Consider the following 16335-nt stretch of genomic DNA (forward strand, 5'->3'; position numbering starts at 1 on the left):
TCAGAAGCGGTCGGGGGCGCGCTCGGGGAGCGGGGAGCCCGGGAGGGTGCCGGGCCGCTGGTTCTCGCGTGCCCCGGCGTTGGACTCGGGCGTCGCCTGACAGGTGACGTCCTTGGCGGGGAGCTTTCCGGTCAGCAGGTACCGCTCGACGGCGCCGTCGGCGCAGGCGTTGCCGCTCGGGTAGACGCCGTGGCCCTCGCCACCGGCGACGGTGACCATCTTGGAGCCCTTGAGCGCGGTGTGCAGGGCCTGGCCGCTGGGCAGCGGCGTCTGCGAGTCCCACTCGTTCTGCACGACGAGGGAGCGGACCGTGTTGCGGACCTTGGTCGGCGGTTCCGCCGAGTCGCCCCAGAAGGCGCAGGGTTTCACGGACGAGGCGAAGTCACCGAACAGCGGGTAGCGGCCCTTGTCCTCGATCGCCTCGCGCCGGTAGGTCTCCGGGTCGCGGGGCCAGGCGGCCGTGTTGTCGCCGCAGATCACGGCGAAGGCGCTCGCCGTCCCGTTGTCGGCGGGCGCCTCGGCGGCCTTCCCCTTCCCCGTGAGCGCGGCGAGCTTCTTCGCGGAGGCGGGCTCACCCTCGGCGGCCTTCTTCAGCTCGACGACGACCTCGGTGGCGTACGCGGGGCTGAAGAAGGCCGCGCGCAGGCCGCCGCGGATGGCGTCGCCGTCGAGCGGCTGGCCGTCGACGACGACGGGCTCCTCGTCGGCCCGGGCGACCAGCTCCCAGAAGGTGCGGTCGACCTCCTTGGGGGTGGCGCCGAGGTCGTACGTGCCGGAACGTTCGGCCGCCCACTCGGTCCACCGGTCGAAGGCCGGTTCGGCGCCCCACGCCCACCACTGGACCATGCCCCGCCAGGTGAGCGCCGGGTCGACGGCGCTGTCCAGCACGAACCGGTCGGCGCGCCGGGGGAAGAGCTGGGTGTAGACGGCGCCCAGGTAGGTGCCGTACGAGTAGCCGACGTACGAGAGTTTCCTCTCGCCCAGGACCGCGCGGAGCAGGTCCATGTCCCGGGCGGTGTTGCGGGTGGTGAGGTGCGGGAGCACGTCCCCCGCCTTCTTGTCGCACTTGTCGGCGAAGCCGCGCGCCCAGGCGACGTCCTTCTCGAAGGTCTCCTCCTGGTAGGGCCGCAGCCAGTTCTCCTCCTCGGGGGTGAGGCCGCAGGAGACGGGGCTGCTCTCGCCGACGCCGCGCGGGTCGAAGCCGATGAGGTCGTACGTGGCGAGGGCGGCCTCGGGGAGCATCTGCCGCATGCCCAGCGGCATGGAGAGCCCGGGGCCGCCGGGGCCGCCCGGGTTGGAGAGCAGGACGCCGTGGCGCTTGCCGGCGTCGGTGCTCCTGATCCGGGATATGGCCAGGTCGAGCTGTTCGCCGCCCGGGTCCCGGTAGTCCAGCGGGACCTTGATGGTGGCGCACTGGAACGCGGCGGGGGTGTCGGCCTGGCACCGTTTCCAGCGGGGTTTCTGCTGGACGTACCGGTCGAGTCCGCGCTCGGCGGCCGTGGTCGCGGTGGCCGGTCCGGGGGCGGCGGTGGCCTGGGGTGCGGCGAGGAGCGGCGCCAGCAGTGCGGTGACGCCGGCGGCCAGCACGGGCGGGAGTCGTCTTCTGCGCACGTCTTCGTTCCTTCCGGTCACGTGGTCGGACAGGAGGGATCATTCAGCGGGCGCGGGGCGGGGGGAATCGGCCGCGCGGTCTCAACTCCCGTCCTTCTCAAGGGTGATGAGGAGCACCGGGGTGGTTCTGCGGGCGTAGGGGATCAGCCGAGGGCCGTGTCGAGGACCCGGGTCCACTGGGTGACGACCTTGCGGCGGCGGGCCGTGTCGTCGGTGAGGAGGTTGGCGAGGCCGAGGCCGCGGGCCATGTCGAGGAGGCCCTGGACGAGTTCGCGGACGCCGGGGCGGGACTCGTCGGCGCCGAGGAGGTCGACGGCGATGCGGTGGGTCTCGCGGCCGACCCGGGCCTCCAGTTCGGTGACGCGGGCCCCCAGCTGGGGTTCGTCGGAGGCGGCGACCCAGAGGTGGAGGGCGGCGCGGAAGAGGTCGCCGGTGTAGAGGTCGACGAGGGCTTCGACGGCCTGGGCGCGGCCTTCGGGGGCGAGGGCGCGCAGGGCGGTGGAGCGTTCCTCGGCGACGTACTCGACGGCGGCGGTGAAGAGGTCCTCGCGGGTGGGGAAATGGTGCTGGGCGGCGCCCCGGGAGACTCCGGCCCGTTCGGCGACGACGGAGACGGTGGAGCCGGCCCAGCCGTGCTCGGCGAGGCAGGCGACGGCGGCGGCGAGCAGGCGCTGCCGGGTGGCGCGGCTGCGGTCCTGCTTGGGGGAGGTCACCACACCCATGCGGCATCCCGTCGTTCGAGGAAGGCGGTCATCCCTTCGCGGGCGTCGGCGGAGGCGAAGAGGCGCGCCGAGCGCTCCACCAGGTCGTCTCCGTCCCGGTCGAAGGCTGCCAGCACTGTAGCGGTGACCAGGCGCTTGGACTCGGCGAGGCCCTGCGGGGAGCCGCGCCGCAGCCCGTCGAGGACGGGGGCGAGGGCGGTGTCGACGTCCTCCCCGGCGAGGGTGAGCAGCCCGATCCGCGCGGCCTCCTCGGGGCCGAACTTCTCGCCGGTGAGGAAGTAGCGGGCGGCCGCCGCCCGGTCGAGGCGCGGGAGCAGCGGCAGGGAGATGACGGCGGGGGCGACGCCGATCCGGGCCTCGGTGAGGGCGAAGGTGGAGCCGGGCCCGCCGGCGCTGATGTCGCAGGAGGCGAGCAGTCCGAGGCCGCCCGCGCGGACGTGCCCGGTGACGCGGGCGACGACGGGCTTGTCCAGCGCGACGATCCGCCGCATCAGGGCGACCAGGGCGTGCGGGTCGGGCGGGTTGCGCAGGTCGGCACCGGCGCAGAAGGTCGTCCCGGTGTGGGTGAGCTGCACGGCCCGTACGTCCGGGTCGGCCCCGGCCCCCTCCAGCGCCGCGTCGACTTCGGTGACCAGGGCGTCCGAGAGGGCGTTGCGCTGCTCGGGCCGGTCCAGGGTGAGGGTGCGGATGCCCCGCTGGTCGCTCTGGAGGACGTACGCCATGGTCGGGCCTCTCGGGTGGGGTCGGGATGGGGGGCGGGGCGCTGCGGGCGCCCCGCCCCGGGGTGACGGGTGGGCTGTCTGCGGCTCAGTAGGACTTGGGGAGGCCGAGGCTGCTGTGGGAGATGAAGTTGAGGATCATCTCGCGGCTGACGGGGGCGATGCGGGCGACGCGGGCGCCGGTGATGAGGCGGGCGAGGCCGTACTCGCGGGTGAGGCCGTTGCCGCCGAGGGTGTGCACGGCCTGGTCGACGGCGCGGACGCAGGCTTCCCCGGCGGCGTACTTGGCCATGTTGGCGGCCTCGCCGGCGCCGAAGTCGTCGCCGGCGTCGTAGAGGGCGGCGGCGCGCTGCATCATCAGCTTGGCCAGTTCCAGCTCTATGTGGGCCTGGGCGAGGGGGTGGGCGATGGCCTGGTGGGAGCCGATGGGGGCCTTCCAGACGGTGCGTTCCCTGGCGTAGGTGACGGCCTTGGCGAGTGCGTAGCGGCCCATGCCGAGGGCGAAGGCGGCGGTCATGACGCGTTCGGGGTTGAGGCCGGCGAAGAGCTGGAGGAGGCCCGCGTCCTCGTCGCCCACGAGCCGGTCGGCGGGGAGGCGTACGTCGTCCAGGGTGAGTTCGAACTGCTTCTCGGCGGCGTCGATCTCCATCTCGATGTGGCGGCGCCCGAAGCCGGGGGCGTCGCGGTCGACGATGAAGAGGCAGGGCTTGAGGCGGCCGGTGCGGGCGTCCTCGGTGCGGCCGACGACGAGGGTGGCGTCGGCGATGTCGACGCCGGAGACGAAGACCTTGCGGCCGTTCAGGACCCACTCGTCGCCGTCGCGGCGGGCGGTGGTGGTGATGCGGTGCGAGTTGGAGCCGGCGTCGGGCTCGGTGATGCCGAAGGCCATGGTGAGGGAGGCGTCGGCGAGCCCCGGCAGCCAGCGGCGCTTCTGCTCCTCGGTGCCGAACCGGGCGATGACCGTGCCGCAGATCGCGGGCGACACGATCATCATCAGCTGCGGGCACCCGGCGGCGCCCATCTCCTCCAGGACGAGGGAGAGTTCGGTGATGCCGCCGCCTCCACCGCCGTACTCCTCGGGGAGGTTGACGCCGAGGTAGCCGAGTTTCCCGGCCTCCGCCCAGACGGCGGCGGGGTCGGCGTCGGGGCCGTGCTTGGCGCCGAGGGCGGCGACGGCGGCGCGCAGGTCGCGCAGTTCCTCGGACTCGATCAGGGCGGTGGCGGTGGTGGTCACGCGATTTCCTCCTGGACGACGGCGAGCAGGGCGCCGACCTCGACCTGGCGGCCGGGGTGGGCGTGGAGCGCGGTGAGGGTGCCGGAGGCGGGGGCGAGGATGCGGTGCTCCATCTTCATCGCCTCCAGCCAGACGAGGGGCTGGCCCTCGGTGACGGCGCTGCCTTCGGCGAGGCCGTCGGCGACGCGGACGACGGTCCCGGGCATCGGTGCGAGCAGCGAGCCGGGCGCCTGCCGGGCGGTGGTGTCGGGGTGCCGGGAGACGGGCGTGAGGCTCAGACCGCCGTGCGGCCCGTCGACGTGGACGCGCCCGCCGGCCCGGCCGACCTCGTACCGCCGCTCGACCCCGCCCGCCTCGCCGGTGTCGGCGAGCACGACGGCGTCCGGGGTGGCGGAGACGACGCGCGGGTCGCCCTCGCCGGGGAGGGTCCAGCCGTTCCGCCCCGGCCGGTAGCGGATCTCGTACGCCGTCCCGTCGTCGGCCCGGTAGCGGCGTACGGGGTCCTCGGAGCGGAGGTTGCGCCAGGCCCCGGCCCGCAGGCGGGAGGAGGTGGCGGCGTGGGCCGCGTCCGCGAGGGCGGCGGCGACGGCGGCGTGGCGGCCGTCGCCGGCGGGGCGGGTGAGGTTGTCGAGGCGGCGGGTGTAGAAGGCGGTGTCGAGTCCGGCGAGGGTGCGGAAGTCGGGGTGTTCGAGGGAGCGGACGAGGAGGTCGCGGTTGGTGGCGGGCCCGTGCAGGCGGGCCCGGGTGAGGGCGGCGGCCAGGCGGCGGATCGCGGCCTCGCGGGTGGGGCCCCAGGCGATGACCTTGGCGAGCATCGCGTCGTAGTGGACGCCGACGGTGTCCCCGGCCTCGTAGCCGGAGTCGAGCCGCAGCGGGGCCGGGGCGGGGCCGCCGGGCAGGTGGGCCCGGTCGGCGCCGGGGACGTCGAGGCGGTGGACGGTGCCGGTCTGCGGGGCCCAGCCGGCCGCCGGGTCCTCCGCGTAGAGGCGGGCCTCGACGGCGTGGCCGTGCGGCGGGGGCGGTTCGGCGGGCAGCGCCTCCCCTTCCGCGACGGCGAGTTGGAGGGCGACCAGGTCGACGCCGTGGACCGCTTCGGTGACGGGGTGTTCGACCTGGAGGCGGGTGTTCATCTCCAGGAAGTACGCCTGGCCGTCCGCGACCAGGAATTCGACGGTTCCGGCGCCGGTGTAGCCGATGGCGCGGGCGGCGGCGGTGGCGGCCTCGTGCACCTGCTCGCGCAGGGCGGCGGGCAGGCCGGGGGCGGGGGCTTCCTCGATCACCTTCTGGTGGCGGCGCTGGAGGGAGCAGTCGCGGGTGCCGAGCGCCCAGACGGTGCCGTGCCGGTCGCCGAGGATCTGCACCTCGACGTGGCGGCCCGAGGGCAGGTAGGGCTCGACGAAGACCTCTCCGTCACCGAAGGCGGAGAGCGCTTCGGCGGCGGCCGCCTCCAGGGCGGCGGGGAGCTCGTCCAGGGTCTCGACCGCGCGCATGCCGCGTCCGCCGCCGCCCGCCGCCGCCTTGACGAGGACGGGCAGGTCGGCCTCGGTGACGGCGCCGGGGTCGAGCGGCCCGAGCAGTGGCACTCCCGCCTCGGCCATGAGTTTCTTGGCGCGGGTCTTGGAGGCCATCGCCTCGATCGCCTCGGGGTCCGGCCCGATCCAGGTGAGCCCCGCGTCCTGGACGGCGCGGGCGAAGCCGGCGTTCTCGGAGAGGAAGCCGTACCCGGGGTGGACGGCGTCGGCCCCGGCGGCGCGGGCGGCGGCGACCACGAGATCGGCGCGCAGGTAGGTGTCGGCCGGGCTGTCACCGGGGAGCCGGACGGCGGCGTCGGCCTCGCGGACGTGGGCGGCGGTGGCGTCGGGGTCGGCGTAGACGGCGACGGTGGCGAGGCCCAGGTGGTGGCAGGTGCGCAGGACGCGGCGGGCTATCTCGCCCCGGTTGGCGACGAGGACGCGCGTCAGAGGAGTGGTGGGGGTGGTGGTCATGGTGGGGGCCTCACATCCGGAAGACGCCGAAGCCGCCACGGGCGCCCTCGACGGGGGCGGTGTGGACGGCGGACAGGCACAGGCCGAGCACGGTGCGGGTGTCGCGGGGGTCGATGACGCCGTCGTCGTAGAGCCGCCCGGAGAGGAACATCGGCAGCGACTCGGCCTCGATCTGCTGCTCGACCATGGCGCGCAGCCCGGCGTCCGCCTCGTCGTCGTACGGGCGGCCCTTGGCGGCGGCCGACTGGCGGGCGACGATCGACAGGACCCCGGCGAGCTGCTGCGGGCCCATGACGGCGGACTTGGCGCTGGGCCAGGCGAAGAGGAACCGCGGCTCGTAGGCGCGCCCGCACATCCCGTAGTGCCCGGCGCCGTAGGAAGCCCCCATCAGCACACTCAGGTGCGGGACGCGGGAGTTGGAGACCGCGTTGATCATCATGGCGCCGTGTTTGATGATGCCGCCCTGCTCGTACTCCTTGCCGACCATGTAGCCGGTGGTGTTGTGGAGGAAGAGCAGCGGGATGTCGCGCTGGTTGGCGAGCTGGATGAACTGGGCGGCCTTCTGCGACTCCTCGCTGAACAGCACGCCCTGCGCGTTGGCGAGGATGCCGACCGGGTAGCCGTGGAGCGTGGCCCAGCCGGTGACGAGGCTCGGCCCGTAGAGCGGCTTGAACGCGTCGAAGTCCGATCCGTCGACGATGCGCGCGATGACCTCGTGCGGGTCGAAGGGCGTCTTCAGGTCCTCGGGGACGATGCCGAGCAGTTCCTCCGGGTCGTACGTCGGCTCCTCGGCGGGGGCCGGATCGGCGTGTGCCTTGCGCCAGTTGAGGCGGGCGACGACGCGGCGGGCGCGCAGCAGCGCCTCGGGCTCGTCCTCGGCGAGGTGGTCGGCGAGGCCGGAGACGCGGGCGTGCATCTCGGCTCCGCCCAGCGACTCGTCGTCGCTCTCCTCCCCCGTCGCCATCTTGACCAGCGGCGGCCCGCCGAGGAACACCTTGGACCGCTCCTTGACCATGATCACGTGGTCGGACATGCCGGGGATGTACGCGCCCCCGGCCGTCGAGTTGCCGAAGACCACGGCCACGGTGGGGATGCCGGCGGCGGAGAGCCGGGTGAGGTCGCGGAAGAGGGCGCCCCCGGGGATGAAGATCTCCTTCTGGGACGGCAGGTCGGCGCCCCCGGACTCGACCAGGCTGATGCAGGGCAGCCGGTTGGCGAAGGCGATCTCGTTGGCGCGCTGGGCCTTCTTCAGCGTCCACGGGTTGGAGGCGCCGCCGCGCACCGTCGGGTCGTTGGCGGTGATCAGGCACTCCACGCCGCTGACCGTGCCGATGCCGGTGATCAGCGAGGCGCCCACCGCGTACTCGCTCCCCCAGGCGGCGAGCGGCGACAGCTCCAGGAACGGCGTGTCCTCGTCCAGCAGCAGTTCGACGCGTTCGCGGGCGAGGAGTTTGCCGCGTCCCCGGTGCCGCTCGACGTACTTCTCGCCGCCGCCCGCGAGGGCCTTGGCGTGTTCGGCGTCGAGCGCGTCGAGCTTGCCGAGCAGGGCCTCGCGGTGGGCCGCGTACTCGGCCGATGCGGTGTCCAGCGCGGTGGCGAGGACGGTCACTGCGGTACCTCCTGGCTGAGGACGGCTTCGGGAATGTCGAGGTGGCGGGCGCGCAGCCACTCCCCGACCCCCTTGGCCTGCGGGTCGAACCGGGCCTGCGCGGCGACCCCGTCACCGAGCAGCCCCTCGACGTGGAAGTTGACGGCGTACAGCGCGGGCAGCGCGTACCGCGTGACCGCCAAGCCGGCTGTCTCCGGCAGCAGTTCGCGCAGCCGCTCGACGGTCAGGGTGTGCACCAGCCACCGGTACGCCCGCTCGTCGCGCACCCACACGCCGATGTTGGCGCTGCCGCCCTTGTCGCCGCTGCGGGCCCCGGCGACGGTGCCGAGCGGCAGCCGGCGGGTGGGCCCGGGCGGCAACGGCTCCGGCAGCTCCGGCTCCCCGGCCGGGGCGAGGGCGCGGGTGCGCTCCGGGTCGGCGACGGTCAGCCGCTCCCCGCCCGGCAGCACAGCCGTGTGCGTGACCTGGTCCCGCTCCACCGGAACCGCCTCGAACACCCCGTACGGGGAGCCCTTGCCGGGCGGCGCGGTGAGGTGGAACCCCGGGTACCCGGCGAGAGCCAGCTCCACGGCGGCCCCGCTCACGGCCCGCCCCACCTTCGCCTCGGGGTCCCGCACCACCAGCCGCAGCAGCGCGCTGGCGGTCTCCTCGGTGGCGGCGTCCTCGTGGTCGGTACGGGCCAGCTCCCAGCGGACCTCCTCGGGCCCGGCGGCGGCGAGCGCGTCGTCCATCTGCGCCTGGACCAGCTCCGCCTTGGCCTCGATGTCGAGCCCGGTCAGCACGAAGACGACCTCGTTGCGCCACCCGCCGAGCCGGGTGAGCCCGGCCTTGAGGGTGGGCGGCGGGGCCTCCCCGCGTACGCCCTGGACGCGGACCCGGTCGGGGGCCTCCTGGCTGAGGCGGACGGTGTCCAGGCGGGCGGTGACGTCCGGGCCCGCGTACCTCGGACCGCTCGTCTCGTAGAGGAGCTGGGCGGTGGCGGTGCCGACGGTGACGACGCCGCCCGTGCCGGGGTGTTTGGTGAGGACGCTGCTGCCGTCGGCGTGGATCTCGGCGAGCGGGAAGCCGGGGCGGCGCAGCAAGGCCGGGTCGTGCTCGGCGAAGAAGGCGTAGTTGCCGCCGGTGGCCTGCGTCCCGCACTCCAGCAGGTGCCCGGCGACGACGGCCCCGGCGAGCTGGTCGTGGTCGTCCGGGCCCCACCCGAAGTGGGCGGCGGCGGGCCCGGAGACGAGGGCGGCGTCGGTCACCCGCCCGGTGACCACCACATCGGCGCCCGCCTCCAGACAGGCGGCGATCCCGAACCCGCCCAGGTAGGCGTTGGCGGTCAGCACCCCCTCGCCCCACCCACCGGGCCGGTGCAGCAGGTCGTCCCCCTCGACGTGCGCGACCCGCGTGGGCAGGCCGAGCGCCTTGGCCAACTCCCTTATCCGGTCGGTCAGTCCGGCCGGGTTCAGCCCGCCCGCGTTGGTGACGATGCGCACCCCGCGCTCGTGGGCGAGGCCGAGGCACTGCTCCAGCTGGCGCAGGTGGGTGCGGGCGTAGCCGCGCTCCGGGTCGGCGAGGCGGTCGCGACCGAGGATGAGGAGGGTGAGTTCGGCGAGGTAGTCGCCGGTCAGCACGTCGAGCGGGCCGTCGGTCAGCATCTCGCGCAGCGCGTCGAACCGGTCGCCGTAGAACCCGGAGGCGTTGCCGATCCGCAGCGGCGCAGGGGCGCTCACGCCTCCCCTCCGCGCGGGGCTCGCGGGGTTCCGGGCGGCCCGGCGAACGCCTGGGCGAGGTCCAGCCACCGGTCGGCGTCCGGCCCTTCGGCGCGCACGGCGAGGTCGTCGCGGTGGGCGCGGCGGGTGACGAGCAGGCAGAAGTCCAGTGCCGGGCCGGTGACCTTCTGGGGCGCGTCCTCTGGCCCGTACGTCCACAGGCCCTTCCCGTCCGGCGGCGTCAGCTCGATGCGGAACGGGATGTCGGGCGGCGTCAGCCCGTTCATCGCGTACGCGAAGTCCCGTGTCCGCCAGCCGAGTCGGGCGATGTGGCGGAGCCGGGCGGTGGGCTCGCGGCGTACGCCGAGGGCGTCGGCCACGTCCTGGCCGTGCGCCCAGGTCTCCATCAGCCGGGCCGTCGCCATCGACGGGACGCTCATCGGCGGCCCGTACCAGGGCACCCTCGTCCCCGGCCCGGCCGCGCGCAACGCGGCGTCCAGCGCGGCCCGGTCGGCGCGCCACCCGGCGAGCAGGTCGGCGGGCGGCAGCGCGGCCCCCGCCTCGGCGCCCTCGTCCACGAAGGTGAACGGCCGGGCCGCCGCCTCGGCCAGGTGGGCGTCGAAGGCGGCCGGGTCGGTGAGGGCGGTCAGCGCCGCCCGGTCGGTCCAGGCCAGATGAGCGATCTGATGCGCGACGGCCCACCCTTCGGCAGGCGTCGCCGCCTTCCACGCGGCATCACTCAACTCGGCCACCAAAGCGTCGAGTTCGTTACTCTCGGCAGCCAGGTCGTCCAGTACGGGCAAGGGGTCGGACACGGTTCGTTCCTCCCGGGCACGGCGGGCAGTGCGGCGTGGTCGGAGCATGGCAGCGAGAGAGAAAACAAGCAAGCGTGCTTGCAGGTTTTTCCGGACGGGCGGGCGCGCGACCCCAGAGAGCCACCGGGCCGCCAACCCCCACGGCCACGGAGAACAGGCCATTCCGCCCTCCGCGACCCGTTGGCCGATTCGGGCATCGCCCCGCCCTCCCCACCCGCACTAGGTTCGCTCAGGCTCACCACCGAGCCGGCCGGCCACCGGCCCGGACCCGCGCCCGCACGCGGGCGACCCGTCCGGGCACCACACCGAGGGGGAAACGCACGATGCCGCACACCACACCTGCCAGCCGCTTACGCAGAGGTCTCCTCGCCCTCACCGCCACGGCCGTCTCCGCCACCGCCGCCCTGGGCTTCGCCGCGGCCCCGGCCGCCGCCGGAACGCCGCCCGCCGCACCCGCCGCTGCCGGGGCCGAGCTGGGCGGGGCCTGCACCGCCGCCGATCTCGGCAAGCGCCACGCCTTCGTCAAGAGTGCCGAAGTCGCCCCGGCCATCACCCACTTCAAGGGCTGGTACGTCACCGACGGCTCGCTCGGCTCGCAGACCGTCGAGACCACCACGCAGACCGTCATCGAGGTGTCGGTCGGGCAGAAGACCTCCCTCAACGCCGGCTTCGACGTGGAAGCACTCAGCGAGGCGGGGGCCTCGGTCGGCCTGGAGGTGCAGATGAAGTCCACCTCCACCGGCACCACCGCGAAGAAGATCACCTGGGACTTCCAGAAGCCCGGCTACTATGGCCTCTACCAGGGCACGAAGAAGGTCACCGGCACCTACGGCAGCCTCAACTGCAACCGGGTCGACCTCGGCGACGGCACCTGGGGCCTGCGCTGGGTCGAGGCCGCCGACCGGGGCAGCTACACCACGTACACGACGCTCGAAGAGGGCGCGGTGCGCTGCGAGGACGCGGTGCCGGCCGACAGCATCATGCGCAAGGCGCAGGACCTCCTCGACTGCGACCCGGCCACCGCCGGACCGCGCCAGTCACCGGCGGCGCAGGCCACCCAGGCGACGGCGGACCGGACGGAGCGCACCTCCGGCACCCGGGCAGCGCTCACCTGCGCCGAGGGCTTCTACAAGATCGGCACCCCCGACAAGTCCCTCTTCTGGACCGCGCCGCCCTTCCTCCAGGGCGACACCGTCCAGCTGAAGCCCTCCACGATCTTCAGCCTCAACCTCGACCAGTGGCAGCTGTGCGACGCCCCCGAGGAGAACGGCATCGTCGAGCGGGTCTTCGTCAACCGCTCCAGCAACAAGTGCCTGGCTGTCGCGGAACCGACCGCCGGGGACGAGGGCGCACCCCTCGTGCAGACCGACTGCCGGACCGACAACCTCCAGCGCTTCCACCTCTACCGCGACGTCCCCGGCTCCGACCGGGTCGGCGTCCAGAACAAGCACACCGGTTACATGGCCGGCCACGACCGGCACGCCGAGAACCAGCCCGTCCGCCAGTACAGCAGCGGCCGGCAGGACGGCTCCGGCACGTACGTCCTGGTGAGGGCCTGACCCTCCGCCGGACGCGCCCGGCGCCGCCTCAGGGCGTCCACGCCGGGTCGCGTCCGCTCAGGCCGATGACCTGGTCCAGCAGGGAGGCGTTCTCGCCCACCGGCACCGGAGGCCCGAACATGCCGCCGGTCTCCTCGCCGGACTCGGCGGCCGCCGACAGCATGGTGTACGCGACCTCCAGGTCCGCCGGTTCGGGGGCGTAGGGCTGGCCGGTGGCGCGGGCCAGGTCCCAGCCGTGGACGACGAGTTCGTTGAGGGCGACCACGCCCGCGTCGGCGGCCGGGAAGGTCACCCCGCCGGCCTGCGTCATGCCCTCCCACGCGCCCGGGCTGCGCCAGGCGGCGGGCAGCTCGGTCAGCCGCGCGGCCAGCACCGGGCGCCAGTCGTCCCCGATGTCCGGGAGGCTCGCACCCGGGTCGGTGTCCGTGGTGGGGCCCACGTTCTTCAGGGCCGCGTCCCGGAAGGCGAGGCTGAGCCCACTGAGGTGGCCGAGCACGTTCCGTACCGCGTAGTCGGGGCAGGGCGTCGGGTCGTCGAGCTGGTCCGGGGTCACCCGGTCGACCAGGGCGGCGACCGCCATGGCGGCGGGTCCGAGGTCGGGGAGACTGTCGTCGGGCGGGGTCATGGCGCACTTCCTCTCTCTCCTGACCATGGTGACGGGGCGGGGCCTCGGAACTTGGCGGTGACGCGCGGGAGGGGGGGGCGGCAACGACGGGAGCCGCCGGAAACGCGATGAGGGCCCCACCCCGGGAAGCGGAGTGAAGCCCTTGACGCGATGGTTCCGATGCTCAGCCCTTCAGGCTGCCCACGAACGCGGACCACGCCTCGGCGGAGACGGAGACACCGGGAAGGGTCGTGTCCTTGCTGTCACGGACCGGGACTGTGCGGGAGGCGGCAGCGACGGAAGGGGCCCACTCGACGCAGTTGTTGCCCCCGTCGTTGCTGTAAGAGGACTTGACCCAGGTGTAGTCACGGGTGGGGCTCATAAGGAAGATCCTCCATTGCAGACCTGATCATGTCCACCGAGTCTTGCGGTGACAGCGCGGACGCGGCAAGTAGATCGTAGTGCCTGGACCGGTACTCGACCTCGTCCCGATCCTCCACCAAGGTGCCCTTGTTGATGGCCTCTTCGTACGCCAGAACCTCACCCCTCGGCAGGGTCAACACGGATAGCGAGCCTCCGGCGAGCGCATGTCCACCGTGACTGAACGGCAGCACTTGCAGGACGAACCTCGGCGATGAGGGAGTCCGCAGAAGGCGTGAGAACTGTGCGCGCATAATGGCGGGGCCGCCGTAGGAACGGCGTAGCACCGCCTCGTCCAGAATGACCGAGAGACGCGTGCGTGAGACTTCCAAGGCCCTCTGCCTCAACATGCGGCCCTGGACGAGTTTACTGATGTCCTCTTTCGCCGCATGAGGATCGCCTAGGAGAAACAGAGCCCGCGCGTAGTCCTCGGTCTGGAGCAGCCCCGGAACGACCTGCGGGGAGTACTCGCGAATGGCCACCGCCTTCCCCTCCAGCTCCATCCGCCGCTTGTACTGGTCGGGGTGCAGCTCCAGCCGGGCGATGGCGTACAGCTCTCGGAAGGTCCCTGCGAACCCGAACAGCTCATCGAGCCGCGGCGGAAGCTCCAGCGGGATCATGTAGTCCGCTGTCTCGATGCGGGAGAGATGGCTGCGGCTGACGCCGACTCTCCTGGAGAGGTCGTCGAGGGTCCATTCCTCGGACAAGCGTGCGTTCCGGAGTTTCCAGCCGAACAGGTGTCGGGCTGATTTCTGCGGCTGTAAGGGTTTTCCTCGCGGCATATGCCAGCGCCTCTCAAGGCTCAAGTCGCAACGCAGGAGCCTTCACATCCTAGTTGCGGAGCGCGAACCTTGGTGCACACACGGTGATTTCAGAACTCCGAGAGGTCAGCCATGCCCTTCGTCGCCTGGTACCCCGCTGCGCGTCAGCAGGTCTTTGTCGTATCCCGTCTGCGGGGCGTGGCCATGGTCCGCCGGGTCCACAACGACGCGCACTTCCAGGTCTCCGCCGACGCGCTCCAGCGGTACCCGAGGACGAGCGATCCCCTGGCGCCCTCGGACACGATCGCGGTGTTCGTGGAGACCCCCAAGGACGTGCGTCAGGGCGACTGGGTGGCGGTGGCGGGAGACACCCGGCGCGTCGAGGCGAAGGCCCCGTACTCGGCCGGCAGCACGGTGCTGACCCTGGAGGGATACGGAAAGTGGGTCTTCGCCGCACCCCGGGTCGTGTACCGCCTGCGCGAGAACGAGGTACCCGAGAGCACCCAGCGACACCTGGAGTGGAAGGCGGAGCAGATCGTCGCCCAGTACCGCAGCGGCTTCTCGCTCGACCGGCTGAGCGCGATCTACGAGGTCCCGGCCGCCCACCTGAAACTGCGGCTTCCGCAATGGCTGAGCACCTACGGCGGCCGGGAGTGACATTCCCACTCCACCGTCCCGGCCCGCACGTGCAAGACGGCCCGGGGCCGCTCCGGACGAACCCCAGCGAAACCCTGCACGCCCCACCGGAAGGACCAGCGCCGTGCCCACCCTCATCGAACCGCCCACCCTCCCGTTCGCGGGGATCTAGCCCCTGGAGCTGGAGATCACGGGTACGTGCCAACTGCCGTGCACGCACTGCCTGTCGGAGTCGAGCCCGCAGGCGACCCATGGTGAGATGACCGCCGCCGGCTGGGAGCGCGTCATTCAGGATGCCGCGAGCCTCGGGGTCCGCACGATTCAGCGCGTCATGCCCGGCCTTCTGACACACGGAGTTCGACACGCGTCCAGTGCTCAGGGCGTACAGACTTCGCCCTGGAGTGTCCGGCGGCCCCCATCCGGGATGCACACCACTCGCCACCGAAGGTCCCCGAGAAAAGGCTCGCCGCGATCGCGACGGAAGGTCTTGGCATGTCCGTCGAGTAAGGCTCGCCGACCAGCGAGCCGGGCCGCCGGGGGCTACCGCCGCTTGCGGGGTACGCCGTTCTTCGCCGTGCCCGAGAGGGTGCCGACGCCGGTGCGCTGGCTGAGGTGGTCGAAGGCCACTCCGACCCCGCGCGCGATCCATCCGGCGGCCCTGATCAGGTGCTCGGCCATGCTGTCCTCTCCCCGCTGTCCCACTGGTTCCGTCCGCGCCCGACGTGCGCGTTCCGTACGGGGAGACGGGCTGGGGGGTGGGGAGGTTGCCTGGGAGACGCGGCCGCGAGGGGAAGGCCGTCGCGCCGGCCGCCCGGCTCCTCGTCGGGGGAGGCCACGCGACCTTGTGCTCAGTTCCCGCCCGACGCCACCGGCTCCCCCTCCGCGCCCTTCGGGCGCCGCCCCACCTGGGTGCGGACCGCGCCGAAGCTGGCGCCGATGACGAGGGCGATGGCGACGGCCTGGACGGTGGTGAGGGCCTGGCTGAGGATGAGGAAGCCGGCGAGGGAGGCGATGGCCGGTTCCAGGCTCATCATGACGGCGAAGGTGGAGGCGGGGAGCCTGCGCAGGGCGATGAGTTCCAGGGTGTAGGGCAGCACCGAGGAGAGCAGGGCGACGCCCGCGCCGAGGGCGAGGGTGACCGGGTCGAGCAGGGCGCTCCCCGCGTCGGCCACGCCGAACGGCAGCACCAGCACGGCGGCGACGACCAGCGCGAGGGCCAGCCCGTCGGCCTGCGGGAAGCGGCGGCCCGTACCGGCGCTGAACAGGATGTACGCCGCCCAGCACGCGCCCGCGCCGAGGGCGAAGGCGACCCCGGCGAGGTCCAGGCCGCCGAAGCCGCTGCCGCCGAGCAGGAAGACGCCGGCGAGGGCGAGCAGCGCCCACAGGACGTTGATCAGGCGGCGGGAGGCGAGGACGGAGAGGGCGAGCGGGCCCAGCACTTCCAGGGTGACGGCGGGGCCGAGCGGGATGCGGTCGACGGACTGGTAGAAGAGGGCGTTCATGCCGCCCATCGCCGTACCGAAGGCGAGGACCGTGCCCCAGTCGGCGCGGGTGTAACCGCGCAGCGAGGGGCGGCAGACCACCATCATGACGAGGGCGGCGACGGCGAGCCGGATCGAGACGACGCCGAGCGCGCCCGCCTTCGGCATCAGCGTCACCGCGAGCGCCCCGCCGAACTGCACGGAGAGCCCACCGGCCAGGACCAGCCCGACCGGGCCGAGCGAGCCCCGGCCCCCGGCGCCCCGGCGGCGCTTCACGCCGACCGCGCCGGCCGCCTCCGGTGTGCTGACGGCGGCTCCCGCCGCCACCGCTTTGGCCGCGACCGCGTCCGTCCCCTGCCCGCTCACTGGCTGTTCCGCCTTCCGTCCGTCCGAACCCGCGCCGCGACGACAGTACGCCGCACTGCACCGCCCGGTCCAAGGAGTTGCACCACGCCTGCCCGCCGTGCCCTCACGACCGCGCA

At 73.3% G+C, this 16335-nt stretch carries 15 protein-coding genes; 2 read left to right on the forward strand and 13 right to left on the reverse strand.

The features are described from left to right. The 8 genes from OIM89_RS11955 to OIM89_RS11990 all read right to left on the reverse strand — a co-directional run bounded on the left by OIM89_RS11955 (window position 1) and on the right by OIM89_RS11990 (window position 10392). The gene (locus OIM89_RS11955) at window positions 1-1587 is read right to left on the reverse strand and encodes an alpha/beta hydrolase (protein ID WP_226965545.1); all 1587 of its coding nucleotides are present in this window, start codon (window positions 1585-1587) and stop codon (window positions 1-3) included. A gap of 167 nt (window positions 1588-1754) precedes the next feature. After that, complete coding sequence (locus OIM89_RS11960) at window positions 1755-2333, reverse strand: TetR/AcrR family transcriptional regulator (protein ID WP_030698046.1); 579 nt, start codon at window positions 2331-2333, stop codon at window positions 1755-1757. Then, on the reverse strand, window positions 2321-3055 hold the full coding sequence (locus tag OIM89_RS11965) for an enoyl-CoA hydratase family protein (protein WP_030698047.1): 735 nt from the start codon (window positions 3053-3055) through the stop codon (window positions 2321-2323). Before OIM89_RS11965 ends, OIM89_RS11960 begins: the two co-directional genes overlap by 13 nt. An 85-nt stretch (window positions 3056-3140) precedes the next feature. Then, window positions 3141-4286: an acyl-CoA dehydrogenase family protein gene (locus OIM89_RS11970; RefSeq protein WP_264491248.1), complete on the reverse strand. Its 1146-nt coding sequence runs from the start codon at window positions 4284-4286 to the stop codon at window positions 3141-3143. Further along, window positions 4283-6271 (reverse strand): biotin carboxylase N-terminal domain-containing protein, encoded by a 1989-nt coding sequence (locus OIM89_RS11975; RefSeq protein ID WP_151168468.1) that lies wholly within the window; start codon window positions 6269-6271, stop codon window positions 4283-4285. Before OIM89_RS11975 ends, OIM89_RS11970 begins: the two co-directional genes overlap by 4 nt. 10 nt (window positions 6272-6281) lie before the next feature. Beyond that, window positions 6282-7880, reverse strand: a complete 1599-nt coding sequence (locus tag OIM89_RS11980) for an acyl-CoA carboxylase subunit beta (RefSeq protein ID WP_030698050.1) — start codon at window positions 7878-7880, stop codon at window positions 6282-6284. Next, window positions 7877-9598 carry an acyclic terpene utilization AtuA family protein gene (locus OIM89_RS11985; RefSeq protein WP_264491249.1) on the reverse strand — a complete coding sequence of 574 codons (1722 nt, stop codon included), beginning with the start codon at window positions 9596-9598 and terminating at the stop codon, window positions 7877-7879. The genes OIM89_RS11980 and OIM89_RS11985 overlap by 4 nt, the downstream gene beginning before the upstream one ends. Next, entirely contained in the window at window positions 9595-10392 is a 798-nt protein-coding gene (locus OIM89_RS11990; protein WP_047471171.1) for a TIGR03084 family metal-binding protein, read from the reverse strand. Before OIM89_RS11990 ends, OIM89_RS11985 begins: the two co-directional genes overlap by 4 nt. 323 nt (window positions 10393-10715) lie before the next feature. On the opposite strand from OIM89_RS11990, the gene OIM89_RS11995 reads away from it, so the two are divergent. Continuing rightward, window positions 10716-11951 carry an RICIN domain-containing protein gene (locus tag OIM89_RS11995; protein ID WP_264491250.1) on the forward strand — a complete coding sequence of 412 codons (1236 nt, stop codon included), beginning with the start codon at window positions 10716-10718 and terminating at the stop codon, window positions 11949-11951. 28 nt (window positions 11952-11979) lie between these two features. On the opposite strand, the gene OIM89_RS12000 is transcribed toward OIM89_RS11995, so the two are convergent. The 3 genes from OIM89_RS12000 to OIM89_RS12010 all read right to left on the reverse strand — a co-directional run bounded on the left by OIM89_RS12000 (window position 11980) and on the right by OIM89_RS12010 (window position 13682). Beyond that, complete coding sequence (locus tag OIM89_RS12000) at window positions 11980-12576, reverse strand: TIGR03086 family metal-binding protein (protein ID WP_047471174.1); 597 nt, start codon at window positions 12574-12576, stop codon at window positions 11980-11982. Window positions 12577-12739: 163 nt separating this feature from the next. After that, complete coding sequence (locus OIM89_RS12005; protein ID WP_264491251.1) at window positions 12740-12937, reverse strand: DUF397 domain-containing protein; 198 nt, start codon at window positions 12935-12937, stop codon at window positions 12740-12742. Then, complete coding sequence (locus tag OIM89_RS12010; RefSeq protein ID WP_408908069.1) at window positions 12921-13682, reverse strand: helix-turn-helix transcriptional regulator; 762 nt, start codon at window positions 13680-13682, stop codon at window positions 12921-12923. Before OIM89_RS12010 ends, OIM89_RS12005 begins: the two co-directional genes overlap by 17 nt. 252 nt (window positions 13683-13934) lie before the next feature. On the opposite strand from OIM89_RS12010, the gene OIM89_RS12015 reads away from it, so the two are divergent. Next, window positions 13935-14393, forward strand: a complete 459-nt coding sequence (locus tag OIM89_RS12015; RefSeq protein ID WP_264491252.1) for a hypothetical protein — start codon at window positions 13935-13937, stop codon at window positions 14391-14393. A gap of 519 nt (window positions 14394-14912) precedes the next feature. Here the strand turns inward: OIM89_RS12015 and OIM89_RS12020 are convergent. Continuing rightward, window positions 14913-15050, reverse strand: coding sequence for a hypothetical protein (locus tag OIM89_RS12020; RefSeq protein WP_157877577.1), 138 nt, complete (start codon window positions 15048-15050; stop codon window positions 14913-14915). Window positions 15051-15220: 170 nt separating this feature from the next. Beyond that, complete coding sequence (locus OIM89_RS12025) at window positions 15221-16219, reverse strand: EamA family transporter (RefSeq protein ID WP_030698057.1); 999 nt, start codon at window positions 16217-16219, stop codon at window positions 15221-15223. Between the last annotated feature and the right edge of the window lie 116 nt (window positions 16220-16335).

The sequence above is a fragment of the Streptomyces sp. BI87 genome (assembly GCF_025957665.1).
GTDB classification, from domain to species: domain Bacteria; phylum Actinomycetota; class Actinomycetes; order Streptomycetales; family Streptomycetaceae; genus Streptomyces; species Streptomyces albidoflavus.